At 40.7% G+C, this 13,227-nt stretch carries 11 protein-coding genes; all 11 read right to left on the reverse strand.

From position 1 onward, the window contains the following. Window positions 1–40: 40 nt before the first annotated feature. The 11 genes from DW922_RS00895 to DW922_RS00945 all read right to left on the reverse strand — a co-directional run bounded on the left by DW922_RS00895 (window position 41) and on the right by DW922_RS00945 (window position 13,139). Window positions 41–1,456 carry a hypothetical protein gene (locus DW922_RS00895; protein WP_118725505.1) on the reverse strand — a complete coding sequence of 472 codons (1,416 nt, stop codon included), beginning with the start codon at window positions 1,454–1,456 and terminating at the stop codon, window positions 41–43. A 225-nt stretch (window positions 1,457–1,681) separates the two neighbouring features. Next, window positions 1,682–3,187, reverse strand: a complete 1,506-nt coding sequence (locus DW922_RS00900; protein WP_118725506.1) for a hypothetical protein — start codon at window positions 3,185–3,187, stop codon at window positions 1,682–1,684. Window positions 3,188–3,535: 348 nt separating this feature from the next. Further along, window positions 3,536–4,678 carry a glycosyltransferase family 4 protein gene (locus DW922_RS00905; RefSeq protein WP_118725507.1) on the reverse strand — a complete coding sequence of 381 codons (1,143 nt, stop codon included), beginning with the start codon at window positions 4,676–4,678 and terminating at the stop codon, window positions 3,536–3,538. Beyond that, window positions 4,572–5,519, reverse strand: a complete 948-nt coding sequence (locus tag DW922_RS00910) for a glycosyltransferase family 2 protein (protein ID WP_118721278.1) — start codon at window positions 5,517–5,519, stop codon at window positions 4,572–4,574. Before DW922_RS00910 ends, DW922_RS00905 begins: the two co-directional genes overlap by 107 nt. 22 nt (window positions 5,520–5,541) lie before the next feature. Further along, the gene (locus tag DW922_RS00915) at window positions 5,542–6,942 is read right to left on the reverse strand and encodes a glycosyltransferase family A protein (RefSeq protein ID WP_147353349.1); all 1,401 of its coding nucleotides are present in this window, start codon (window positions 6,940–6,942) and stop codon (window positions 5,542–5,544) included. A gap of 17 nt (window positions 6,943–6,959) precedes the next feature. Continuing rightward, on the reverse strand, window positions 6,960–8,003 hold the full coding sequence (locus DW922_RS00920; RefSeq protein ID WP_347560241.1) for a glycoside hydrolase family 99-like domain-containing protein: 1,044 nt from the start codon (window positions 8,001–8,003) through the stop codon (window positions 6,960–6,962). 137 nt (window positions 8,004–8,140) lie between these two features. Further along, window positions 8,141–9,154: a hypothetical protein gene (locus DW922_RS00925; protein WP_118725509.1), complete on the reverse strand. Its 1,014-nt coding sequence runs from the start codon at window positions 9,152–9,154 to the stop codon at window positions 8,141–8,143. Between the two features lie 230 nt (window positions 9,155–9,384). Beyond that, entirely contained in the window at window positions 9,385–10,503 is a 1,119-nt protein-coding gene (glf, locus tag DW922_RS00930; RefSeq protein WP_118725510.1) for a UDP-galactopyranose mutase, read from the reverse strand. 17 nt (window positions 10,504–10,520) lie between these two features. Then, window positions 10,521–11,441 carry a sugar phosphate nucleotidyltransferase gene (locus DW922_RS00935; RefSeq protein ID WP_118725511.1) on the reverse strand — a complete coding sequence of 307 codons (921 nt, stop codon included), beginning with the start codon at window positions 11,439–11,441 and terminating at the stop codon, window positions 10,521–10,523. A gap of 47 nt (window positions 11,442–11,488) precedes the next feature. Then, window positions 11,489–12,085 (reverse strand): DUF6661 family protein, encoded by a 597-nt coding sequence (locus tag DW922_RS00940; RefSeq protein ID WP_118725512.1) that lies wholly within the window; start codon window positions 12,083–12,085, stop codon window positions 11,489–11,491. Next, window positions 12,075–13,139 carry an ATP-binding protein gene (locus DW922_RS00945; protein WP_118725513.1) on the reverse strand — a complete coding sequence of 355 codons (1,065 nt, stop codon included), beginning with the start codon at window positions 13,137–13,139 and terminating at the stop codon, window positions 12,075–12,077. Before DW922_RS00945 ends, DW922_RS00940 begins: the two co-directional genes overlap by 11 nt. Window positions 13,140–13,227 lie beyond the last annotated feature (88 nt).

Below are 13,227 nucleotides of genomic sequence, written 5' to 3' on the forward strand. Positions count from 1 at the left end.
CATGGTCAAAAATACTTCCTGCCGAAATATCACCAAACTTTCATTCCGTACATATCCGCCGATTGCCCTTTAACGTCTGAAGACACACCTGTATCTTTCTTGTTTCCACACCAATCGCCTTCAAGCGCATAGCATAAACCAGACTCTCCAAAATCGCAAAATCCGATATATGAACCGGGTCAATTCTCAGGTCAATATTTCCATGCGCAGAATCATTCCGCAGCTGATTCATTCTGTCACAAATATCCCCGATCATATCAGGCTGATAATCCCGGTAGTAATATTTCAGAAAAGGCCGGAGAATTTCCTCACAATCACGCATGGCTTTCTCCATCCGGTCCGCATATTTATTCTCTGTTTTGCTTAAAGTCCGCTCTATTTCACCAACGTATTTTTTCTTCTTCCCTGTGTATTGTTCCTTTCGCTTTTTCAGATACTTCAGCACTTCTTCCCGCACTTCAACATATGCCTCTGAACGTGTGACCGTATCATCATACAGATTTCGAAACTCCCGCTCAAATGCCACAAACATCAATATGATCCGGTTAATCCCCCACGAAGACCTGGCCGCAACCGAAGAACATAAATGCTCCAGATAGATCTGATTCTGCGCAAGCGGAGGAAATAACTCCACCATTTTCCCCTCCAGATCATCGTAAGTAATGATTTCCCGGGCCTTTTCCAGATCAGGCTCCTCCGTATGCTCTTTCCCATAAAAAGCCACCACTCCCTCGCATGAAATTTGGCCCTCCCGCATACCATACACATTCAGGGCAACCAGTTTCACATTCACCCGATAACAAACATAATAGAAAAATCTGAGACAATGCTCATACACATCAATCAGAAACTCCAGATTCTGCGGTCTGGAAAAAGAAAAGATCATCCTGCTGCGCGCAGATAAAGGCGTCTCCGAGCGAAAATGAATCGTCGGAATTGCATGAAACGAAACTGTAATTTCTGTGTTCTTATACCAATAACTCCCCGCAGTATCCGACTTTGTTTGTCCCGCATACACTCCCGTCCTTGAATTACCCGACTCATCAGACACCGAGTCCATAGCAAACGCACGCCTTGGGTTATAAAAATAATCAACCTCGCGCCCCGTCACCGAAAACCCATAAATCGTTTCCTCGTCCAGAAAATCTCCATTATATTTAAAGTAATAATCAACCGAAAAGCTCTCAAATCCATTATCATTTGACGAGCTGTTAGAAACACAAAACACAATGCAGAAGCCATCCTGTGTCCGCCCCTTCAGCAGAGAATGACCAATCCACTCCTGCTTCTGATGCAGCGTCTTAAATTTCTCAAAATCTTTAAAAAGACTCCCACGCCGCTCTCTCCACTCCTGCCTGGTAGGCGGAAATAAGCGCAGAATTCCCTCCTCAAACAAGAACGGGTATTCCTTTTCCAGATACATAATATAGCCCATGATAGGGGATGTTTCTTGCATATGAACCTCCTTCCAGGTGAACTCAGAAAACAGAAATATAGTAAAACAAAAAGCACCGCTGAGAAAGCTATATAAAATAAGACTTCCAGCAGTGTTCAAACATAAAACCGTCCAAATCTATAGTTTAAGAAAATGACTTTTTGTTGTTCATCATCTAAGTATGTTGTAAAAAACAACAGGGAGGTTTCCCTCCCCATAAAATTCTCTTAAAACTTGACACCCCTATCAAAATGCCTTCTTTATGGTAGTTCTGACATTATTCTTTCCACCGTGTCCTCTATCACTCGGGGTACTAGCATAAATAATTGTATACCGGTCATCACCGTAGTATTTTACTTTTTGATGATCTGATTTATCAAAAACGAAACCAATATCTTCTAAGCTCTTCTTTAATCTTGGTGTCATCCCATCATATACGCTAAGTAAACGTTTTGCATCTTCTGCTCTTTGCTCACCGATAGCCTTATAGTCATTAGCATCTAAAATATCTTTCAATACATCATACCGTCTTGTTCTTGGTTCAGTAGCTGACAATTCTTTTTTCACCGCAGACAACACGAAATCTTTTGCTTCTCCTGGATAGAAATCATCCTCATCTCCGGCAACTAGAACTGGGATTTCTGTCATAGAATCTAATTTGGCTCTTAACCAGCTTATTTCATATTCTTTCTTTTGAAGTTCAGAAGTCAGCCTTTCAATCTCAGAATCCTTCTTTTGCATATCTTCTTCGAAGTCTTCCAGAATTTTATCAGCTTCTTCTTTGGCCTCACCTACAGCCTTTTTTCGTATGCTCTCTTCTTTTTGATCCAAATCAGACTTAAGTGCAAGCAACTCATACAGAGCCTTTTTTCTTCCGGATTCGGCTTTTGCATTTTCTTCACGTTTACTAGCTAATCGATCCTGCAAGATCGCATTATTTACCCCAAACCATGTGTACAAGGAGCCTACCAGCTGTGAATTGCTGTACTGCATAACGATCCTTGTTACTTTGTCAGATAGGATACGGTCAATACCCTCCGACATTCTGTACAGATATCTCCTATGCCCGATTGCGGGATTTGGATGATATATTCCGATAGCACCATAATATTCATTATTGCCATTACATAATTCTTTTAACCTCAGGTTTGTGCAATTGGTTTCTTGTACGAGTACATGAGCTACACCCTTTAATTCCTTCGCTAATTTATTAGCATCCACGGGGTCTTCATCAAAAAAAGTTTTCGTTATAATTACAACTGGCAATTTGTATTTTGCGGTTCCATTGATAACATTAACAATCAAATCAAGATTTTCTTCATCAATGATCAGTGGCGTACGCCGTACCTCAAGATTACCATCCTTCAGAATATAACCACGATCAATTAACATGGAAATAAAGAATGGGGTGAAGAATTTTGTGTCAACATTTAATGCTTCTTCAATATAACTACGATCCAACCGTATTGCCATTTTCATTTCTGAAAAATTCATAATATAATCGGTGTCCCATACAGCGCCATCCGGCTCTCTCTTTTCAAATCGAGCTGCAATGATATTCTTGTTTCGATATTCTTGAATCTCCAGACATTTATTTTCATCCTCAAAACGGATGTTTCTTTCTCCGTTCCATTCAATCCCAGATATAACACTTTCAGGATGGCCTTTCTGATTCCACTCAATTACTAAATTTATAAAATCATCTTTTGTCAGTCTTTGGTCAATCTCAAGGATAGTTGAAAATAATAACATGCTTGTCCCTCTTTATCTATAGTAAAACGAAAGCTTATTGATATCATCCTAGTAGTTACTATTATAGCCCACCAGGATAGAAAAAGCTACATGATTATGTTCCATAACGGATTTTTGTTTTCCATGATTGTGATTTGACTGTTCATTAGCATACATCAGTTTAACCCCAATATCAGAAAAGACAATGGCAATTTCTATGAAATGATTAATCTTAAACGGCTAAAATTGGTTGATTCTAAACGGCTCTGGGTGGTTGAAATCTCCCGACGCTAACATGGGTCCGACTGAAAAGTCAGCAACAGCAAGAAACTCGCTATGAGGCGTTTACAAAAAGTCTCTGCAAAAAAATTACTGTTCTTTATACTGCCCCTCTATTTCTGCAAAAATCCGTTCCAGCTTTTTTCCCATTCTTACAGATCCATACTCTTTCCCTGTCAGAATTGCCTGTTGACGCATCTGTTCTTTCGCTTCCTCACTCCAACCTTGGATTTCTGCCAATTTTTCTGCCAGATTTTGGGGATTGTTTCCGGAAAATAATGTTGTATTAATACCATCTTTCGCATAAGACAGCGGTCCTTCGGAAGCATCCGATATTAAAGTAAGAGTTCCGCACCGCATAGCTTCCAAACCTACCAAGCCGAGACTCTCACTCTTCCTTCTGGTGGGAAAACAAAAAATGTCCAACGCATTAAAATATATTCCAAGTTTCTTTTGTGTCATAAATGGAAACAACTGTACATTCTTCTCTAAATGCAGTTCTGATTGTTTTTTCTTTACGTTCTGCAGATCTGGTCCTTCGCCGACTATCACGAACTGATACTGATTCCTCTCCACATCAGGGCGCTGCAAAAATAATGCTGCAGCATTCAAAAACGTGTCCCATCCTTTTCCCTCAACCAAACGCGAAACAAAGCCTATGTAAATCTTATCGGAGCAAAAACCAATCTTTTTACGACATATATAGCGATCCTGTGGAAAAAAACATTGTTCATTTACACCACCTGATGGAAATATAAAAATCTGTTTTTCCGGATAACGATAATTCTGACATAAGTAAGCCTTGTAATACGAAGATGGCACAATCATATAGTCCAACAGCTTTAAGGCCTGTACCGCCTTTTCGTAATTCTTTTCGTAGCGTGTTCCATCCTGACAAATATCTTCACCATGCGCATTTCCCACTGCAATTACATTTCTACGGTTTTTTTTTATGACTTGAACCGGAAATATCGTATGGCTGATATAATGCGCATATATCACATCCACATGGAACAATAAACCTGTCAGCAATGCATATGCATAACATTTTACATAGCTAAGTAGCTTTAGAATCCTCCCTTTTCGTTTTTTTACTGCTGCATGAATTACACGACACCCGTTTTTTTTAAGCATCTCCTCTGTGTTTTTTACGAACACTCCGTATTCCGGATGTCTCAGAGAAGGATATAAATTTGTTATGAGCAATACGGTTTTCTTTCTTCTTTCTTTCATTCTCACTCACATTCAAAGCTTTTATATAATTTTGAAGACTTGCCATATCCGTCTGTACGATATATCCGTCTTGTTCTTTCAAATAAAAACCCCAAAATTTAAATTGATGAATCATTAGTTCAAAGTTTTCACCATGATAAATTTGCATACTGGCTTCGCTGTAATTGATCCACTGCTGACTCTCCAATGGCAGAAAGTGCTCGATTGATTTCAGGAAACTAAGAATTTCGATCCGCTTTGTATAATGCAATTCGTTTGATGGATATAAACAAGGAATATTCACTGTACCAATCTTATGATTTTCTGTCATAGCACGAAAAAAAATATCATAAATAAAAGAAAATTGATCGGATTTGCGAATGGTTTCCACCACCCATGGCCTTAATCTGAACGCTTTGTAACCGCAGGAAATATCAAACAAGTTAATTCCATACACTTCTTTCACAATCATAGAAATAATCGCATTAGACGCCAGTTTTTCTGATGGAACAACGCTGGGATTATAAAAACGATTTCCACATATAAACTCGTAATGCTTCAGTTGTTCTTCAAATCCCGGGATAAAATCTGGATCATGCTGTCCATCAGAATCCAACATAATCACAGAATCGTAAGCCCGCTCCTGAGCCCATGTTATTCCAAGTGCCAACGCACTGGAAACTCCTTTATTTTTCTCATATCGTATATAATTAAATCCAGAGTTTCTGATTTTCTCATAAGTATCATCGGTACTGCCATCATCAATCAGCAATACCCGGTCTCCGTAGTTTTCCAAGCTGCAAAAAAGCTTCTTTAGCTGATCTGCTTCATTATACACCGGAGATAAAATTATTGTTTTCATTACATTTAATCCTCTATACCATCTAGCCTACAATTCTATCCTGAATTTCTTTAAGCACACTTTCCTCATATTTTTCCAACATCTTGTTACGGGCCGCCGCCGCATTCTTTTGCTTCTTTGTTTTACCTTTCATTGTTCCCATTGCTTCTTTATATTTCATATAAACTTTAATCTTCTCTGAAATAAACTCCGAAACAGTTGTTCCTGCTTCATATTGTGCCAAATTTCTTTTGCTATATTGATACCAGATTCCTCCATCTATCTTTGCACAGACGATATAACGCTGATACTGCAAATTGAAGCGTGTATCGCCATATAGTCCAAAATCAAACATACAGTGATTAGCTCTTATTATTGCATTCTTATATAGTTTTCCCTCAGCAGATCCCAACTGCAGATCTTTTCTGGAATCCAAATGAAGCATCAGATCTTCACGAGAACATTCTTCGGCCTGCGGCTGCACATCTTTAAATGAATTATCCGTTAGCACAGCCCTGTATCCGCCTAATATCAGCGGATACTCGCCTGACGCGTAATTCTCAAAAAAGTTCTGATAAAAAGATTGAAGCAATTTGTCTGTTGCATCCAGGAACAACACATATTCTCCTGTTGCATGGAGAAGTCCCATGTTACGAGAAAAATTTACATCTCGATGTAAAATTTTTACATACTCTATTTTTATTTTCTCTTGTTCTTTATTCGGATGCTCTTTTAAAAATTTCGTTTTTATTTTTTCTATATGTTCCAGCGATCCATTATCAATCAATATAATCTGAACCTCCGGTATTTTATCCGGAGGGATCAAATTCACAACTGACTGTAAACACTCCATCAATTCACTCTCATGATTATACACAGTGATGATAATACTAAGCTTTATGCATGGATCCAATTTGGCCACATACTCTGTTCTTTTTGTCTCTGAAATAAGTATTCTGGCTTCTTCAAGCGATTTCACTTTTGTAAGGGAAATCTTCTGCTGTACATTCGCGGCAAATTCTGTGCAGATTCCTTCCCAATACAGGTTTGAGCTGTCCAATATGCAATCACGATTCAAAATATGTAAATGTGCTTCGCCGACAATCTCCTTTTGGGTGGCAAATTGAAGATTTATATTTTCCGCCGTCTTCATTCCCTCAAAACGGACCTGTTCCAGATATTGGTTGTTTCCAACGTCAAATTCCTCATCATAATCCTTGCCGTGGTATTTTCTGATTTTCACTTTGCCATCTAAAGCTTCCTGTATTTTGCAAATATAAAATCTTGTTCTATGGTCGCCATTCATCATCAATACCCACGTTCCATTAAATTTTCGGCTTTTTATCCATGTCCAAACTTTTCGGCAGCCTGTTAAGATCATTGGCAAATTCAGAACACTTCCTAAAAGTGTCAGTACAATCCAATTTGTATTTATGTCTCCCACACTACATTCTCCCAAGTTTATATGTCATTCAAAGCATCCCTCAAGTTTTCCAGATATCCATATTGCCAGTGCTCATCCGGCTCCAGATATCCCCCTTCACTCCACTCATTCCACGCAAACAAAAATAACATATCTGTATGATACACGTCCCGTGTACGCCGTATCTGCTGTTTCATATAATTTTGAAATTTTTCCGGTGTTGCACCTGTAAAAACCACACCATTTTTCTCTTTTCTTGGTGTGTTATCCCAGTCCACAAAAGCCCCCGGTACACTTTTTTCATTTAACGGAAACTGCCGCAGCACCTCATTCCATGCTCCATCATACTCCACACAACTCACACCATTTTTCTTACTGAAATAATTTTCCAAACGATTTCTTATAAAAGCAGGCTGATACTCAATCTGACAGGAAAACAGTTCGCCGGCCTCGTCTACAGCAATATTATAATCCCGCTGTTGCGATGCAAATGCAATACCAGAAAGTCCTCGTTCCCGTGCCGAACGATTCCAGAATACAAGCCGCTCCCTCAGTCTTGGAATCCGCTCCGGCCGATATATAACCAGAAGTGGTTTCCCATCTTTCTGAATATAACGCTCATCTGACAAATATGGGTACAAATATTCAAAGTGCGTCCTCCACTCTGATTCATCTCCGTAAGTCTGCCGAATTAAAATGTCATTTTCCGAATGGACATTCCATGATCTTGTCCAATTCTCGTTGGCCCAGCAAATACAAAACGGAAATTTTATCTCCTGCAGCTCTTTGTACAACTCTAACGGTTTCTCCAATAGCAGCTTTCCCTGAAACCAATAGTGATACAGGCAAAAACCATACACTCCATATTTCTGTGCCAAATCAGTTTGCCAACGCAATACCGATGCATTGGTCAGATCATAATAATTATTATGAAGCGGAATTCGTGGCTGATCATGTCCTGCAAATAAAGAAGTTGCATGTCTCATATTAGTCCATTCCGTAAAACCATTGCCCCACCACGCACTGTTTTCGGGTATTTCATGATACTGGGGCAAATAAAATGCAATTACTTTTATTTTCATATGTTCCACAACTTTCATTTCAATAATAACACTATACCACGAAACAGACTAAAGTCCATAACAAAAATCTGGCGAGCATACCTTACTCCTGCTCGCCAGATCTTTCATTCATTCAAAATATAATTTATTTTCTACAGTTACTCTGCTGCTGCCTCAGAAGCCTCTGCATTATCATCTGCCGCATCCGTGCTCTCAGTTGCTGCTACACCTGCTGTAATAGTCTTAGAGGTTACCACTGGTGTTGTCTCTTCTGCTGCTGTCTCAGTTGCTGCTTTCTCTGTCTGCTCCTCTTCCGTTACTTCGCTGCAAGTTACGCTAATCTGAATCTTGTTGTTTTTATAGGTGAGAGAATAGCTGTTTCCGCTGTCCGTCTTGCCTTCGCGTGTAAGATTGGTCTCGCCCTGTTCACGCTGTCCCTGAACATAGTCGGTAACTGCTTTGCCTTCGGTCTCGCCAAGTGCTGCAACTACGCTCTGTTCATATGCAGTGTTATACAGTTCGCGGTCTGCCTCCGGAGCTGCATCGTAGATATATGTTAAATCTACTGCGTTTGCTTTATCTTTTGCGCTGTTCCACATAGCAAATTTGTAGAATTCCACAGAATCGCTGCCACGGAAAATACGGGATACCTCCAGGTTGTCCTCAGTGGTCAGAATCTGCACAGATGTGTCTGTACGGGAATCTGCTAAATTCTTTGTAATCTTATTGATGATAACTTTTAATTCAGAAATGTAGCTTCTGCGAGTTGTGCTGGCTGCTGCATTTTTCTCTTTTGCCTCAGATGCTGCAACCTTAGCAGCTGCAACAGTCTTGCCCGGATTTGGCCTGCTTGCTTTCTTTGCTGCTTCTCTGTTCTCCCGGTCAATCTCTTCCTGGGATTTTTCCTGACGAACGCCGTCTGCATCCAGCCAGTAACCGTCTACTGTAGTTTCGGTCATACGGTATCCATCCGGGTCCAGATGATATACTAACTGGGTGTCCGGATCGGTGAACCAGTTGCCGGATGGCCAGCCACCATTATCGTAGACATATTTCTGTTTATCACCATACGGAGTAGACTCCGTTACCCAGCCTGCCGCAAATGCCGTGATGCCAGTTGATAAAGTCATTGCCGCAGCAACCGCTGCAATCCCAAGTGCTTTCTTTTTCATAGTGAATTTACCTCCAACGTATTGATCATTATTCTTCATGTCAACGGAACATTCTATCATGTCTCTTTTGGAACTGTTCTTATGTTCTCACTTTCACAGTTTCTTCATCTCTTCACATACAAAAGCATACCATAAATCGAATTTCTCTACAACTACCATAAAACTGAAGATTTTATGACTCTGCACTAAGATAAATGTTAAAAATTCGTAATATGTCCGCAGCGGAGGTATCAGCATCCCAGTTCGTTCTCACACATATCCAGTGCAGAAGCAATCACGGCATCCATATCATAATACTTATACTCACCGAGACGACCGCCAAACACAACCTTTTCTTCCTGCTCCGCAAGTTTTTTATACTCTGCATACAGATTACCGTTTTTCTCATCATTTACCGGATAATACGGCTCATCGCCCGGTTTCCACTCAGAACTGTATTCACGGCTGATCACGGTCTTCGGGATTTCGTTGCCCTCATCATCTTTGCCGAACTCAAACCACTTGTGCTCGATGATACGGGTCCACGGAGTCTCTGCATCGGTATAATTCACGGCTGCATTGCCTTGGAAATTTGGCTTGTCCAAAAGCTCTGTTTCAAAACGCACGGAGCGGTACTCCAGTGCACCAAGTTTGAAATTGAAATACGCATCGATCGCGCCGGTATAGATGACCTTAGCTGCCAGGTTATCATACATCTCTTTATCTGCCAGATAGTCTACGCCCAGCTTTACCTCTACTCCATCCAGCATATTCGCAACCATCTTCGTGTAACCGCCCATTGGAATGCCCTGATAGAGTGCATTGAAGTAATTGTTATCAAAGGTAAGGCGAACCGGCAGACGCTTGATGATAAATGCCGGAAGCTCGGAACATGGTCTGCCCCACTGCTTCTCCGTGTAACCTTTTACCAGCTTCTCATAAATATCGGTACCGATCAGGCTGATAGCCTGTTCTTCCAGGTTCTTCGGCTCGGTAATGCCTGCAGCCTTTTTCTGCTCCTCAATCTTCGCTGCAGCCTCTTCCGGAGTTACAACACCCCACATCTTATTGAAGGTATACATATTGAACGGCAGAGAATATAACTCCCCATGATAATTTGCCACCGGTGAATTGGTGAAACGGTTGAATTCTGCAAACTGGTTCACATACTCCCAAACTTTCCGGTTGTTCGTGTGGAAAATATGTGCACCATATTTGTGTACATGAATCTTTTCTACATCCTCTGTGTAAACATTTCCTGCAATATTCGGACGCTTATCAATCACCAGAACCGATTTGCCATGCTTTTTCGCCTCATGCGCAAATACTGCACCATAAAGTCCTGCTCCTACTACCAGATAATCGTACATCTTCCTGTCCTCCTGAATTAAAATAATTTTTCTTTGTAGACACCCTGTTCAATCAATTTCTGAATGGATGCAACAACCACCGGCTTATCCTCTTTATAGGTGACGCCAAACCAGCGGTCTCCCGTTTCCAGAACCTTTACCCGCGCTTTCTGCTCTGCCAGAAGCTTGTCAATAATCTTTGGAAGCAGATACTCGCTCTTCATGGCATCTTTCCCAAGGTGATCCAGGAAGTCAGCAAAACCACCTTCAAGCATCTCTAAAAATCTCGGTGGAAGTCCCCACATGTTCATAGACACATGCTGACCTGCGTCTACAGAAACCGGCTGTTTTTCTTCATTGCACGCTGTTAATACGCCATCTTTCCTCTGAATCTCATACGTTTCCGTGACGCGCTGCAGATAACCATCGGCATCTACTGAGCAGACACCACGGGTCACTCCACCATTGTCACTCAAGGTATTGGAAAGGATAAAACCAGCCATGCAGATATCATAAACCGGCGCCTCCACATCCATCTCTGTCGTCATATACTGATAGAGTCTGACAAATGCCTCCTTACCATAATAATCGTCTGCATTAATTACAATGCATGGTTCCTTGACAAGATCTTTCACGCACAAAACTGCCTGACCGGTTCCCCACGGTTTCGTCCTGCCCCAGACATTCTTACGGCCTCCCGGAAGCTCATCTACAGACTGGTATGCATATTCTACCGGAACCAGCTTCTCAATCCGCTTCCCAATAATCTCCTTGAAATCCGCCTCGATATCCTTGCGGATAATGAATACCACTTTGTTACAGCCTGCCTCTAAGGCATCATGGATAGAATAATCCATAATGATCTCCCCATTCGGGCCAACCGGCTCAAGCTGTTTGATTCCGCCACCAAAGCGGCTGCCAATTCCTGCTGCCATTACAACCAGCGTTACGTTCTTCATTTGTTTTTCTCCTCTCTGACAATCGCCTACATGAAGTATTTGCAGTATCAACTTACTATCTGAAATATCTTCGGATCATATGTACCAGAGTCAACAACGGACACCTGGCAGTTCAGCCATTTCAGTTTTTTATTTATGCTGTCCTGCAAGGACTTCATGATTGTTTTCTTACTTCTCGACCTGCACGCAAAATCACCTTCCAAAAACAAAATCATATATTTCTTTTTCGTACTATCCGAAAATGCATCTGCAGACATCCATTGAAGAATAGTTTCAAATTCCTTCCGGCATCCCTTTGTCGTTTCAAATGATTTCGCCCCACACAAAGCCGCCAGAGTCATTGCCACTTTGTGAGCCATTTCAATATCCAGACTGTCTCTTTCTTTTATATCGACCTCTGTATGCACTGTGTCTTTTTTCTTATTATCCGGTGCAATTCTCCATCTGCAGTTTGCTTCATCTCCGGTGCAGTTTTTCACTTCAATCAATGCCAATGTGTTTTTATCCAGAGAAATAAAATCAACACCTTTTGAATTTGGGAATCGGTTGAAATAATCCCGATAAAACAAGGTACTGTCAAATTTTACTACTGTACTTTTATCCGGAAAGCCAAATTTCAATCTGCTTTCTTCTTTAATCACCATAGATAATCCTCTGTTCTCTGTCGTACATGGCATCAAACTCCTGCATAATCGCATTGTTCTCAAGATTGGATGCCGAATTTGTCATTTCATAGTGAATATCATGTGTTTTTTCGTCCCTGTACAAAGATAAAAAGCGAATATCCAGTTTTTCAGGATTTAATTTCGGATACGATGCAACCATATTAAATTCCTGCTGAATAAAATAGTCATGCGTTGAAACAAAAACCTGGACGCCCATCTTAGCCAGCGCAACCAGGGCCTGTACAATTGGTCTGATCATTCGGGGGTTCATGTTGGTCTCCGGCTCATCCCAAAATAAAATCGTATTCTTATTCAGACTTCCAGAGAGAATCATGTAAATAATCGTAGACAACTTTCTATACCCATCAGAAAGCAATCCCATCTCAAATTCGCCCTCTCCTTTTATCTTAAAATAAAATTTTTTATTTTTTTGTACAATATTGCCGCTCATAATCTCTTCCAGATTGCGCAGCACCTGGTTTTGTTCTGTTGTATTCGGTCCCTTCGACAGAGGACGATCCAGTAATTTTGCAAGATCATAGTACATCTCTTCAAAGTCAATATGATACTCATCATACAGCGTCACAAAATGCTCCACCGTAGAAATCATTTCCTTTGTCGGAATATAAATGGACTCACATTTTTCCATAAACCGATTTCTGTCAATGGAGATATCCGCATGGTTGGTCTGTCCACGGCTAAATCCTACCGAAATTCTCTGATTTCGGTCCAAATCAACTGAAAAGTCGGTTCTTTTGTTTCCTCTGTTACGACTTACCAACCGCCCAAGTTTCATGTCGTCCGGTCTGAAAACCCCCTGCATTTTTTTGACAAAAAACTGTTCTTCCATCTCTTTTGTCAAATTTGCCTTATTAATATCATTAAGCGGTTTGGTCAGCGAGTACATAACTTTCAGCAGGGTCGTCTTTCCCGTGCTGTTCTCTCCACAAATAATATTAATATTATCAGACCAGTCCAATTGTAGATTTTCAAAAGCCATAAAATTGCTTAACGTCAGCCTTTTTATTTTCATGCCTGTCGGTCACCTCCTGACTGCATACTCTCCAAATTATTGCGTCGTGATCATGCTATTTTAAAAGAAAACAGTGAAAAAAGCGAGT

Source organism: Clostridium sp. AM42-4, assembly GCF_003480105.1.
GTDB lineage: Bacteria > Bacillota > Clostridia > Lachnospirales > Lachnospiraceae > Brotaphodocola.